Annotated in this window: 1 protein-coding gene; it reads right to left on the reverse strand. The window is 44.8% G+C overall.

What is annotated here, in order from left to right:
* Positions 1 to 297 (reverse strand): enoyl-CoA hydratase/isomerase family protein (locus AB4486_RS23515; protein ID WP_372118973.1); only part of this gene is annotated, 297 nt, incomplete at both ends.

Raw genomic sequence — 297 nt, forward strand, 5'->3', positions numbered from 1 at the left:
GTTGTGCGAACGCCGAGTTTTCAGTGCCGTAAGCAAGGTCACACGCCATCACAAATTCATTACCGCCCCCACGAGCTACGCCATCAACTACCGCGACAGAGACTTGTTTCATCGCTTTAATGTTCTCAATCATGTGGTTGAATTCAATCGAACCAGCTTGTCCACCTTGTGTACCGTTGATCACATTGAGATCTAGGTGAGCCAGAAAGAAGCTCTCATGTAATGATTTGAAGACCACAACCTTAGTATCACGATCATCTTTCAATGAAAGTACAAAGGCATTGATCTCGTTGATCA

It is taken from the genome of Vibrio sp. 10N.222.55.C6 (assembly GCF_041473395.1).
Taxonomy (GTDB): domain Bacteria; phylum Pseudomonadota; class Gammaproteobacteria; order Enterobacterales; family Vibrionaceae; genus Vibrio; species Vibrio crassostreae_C.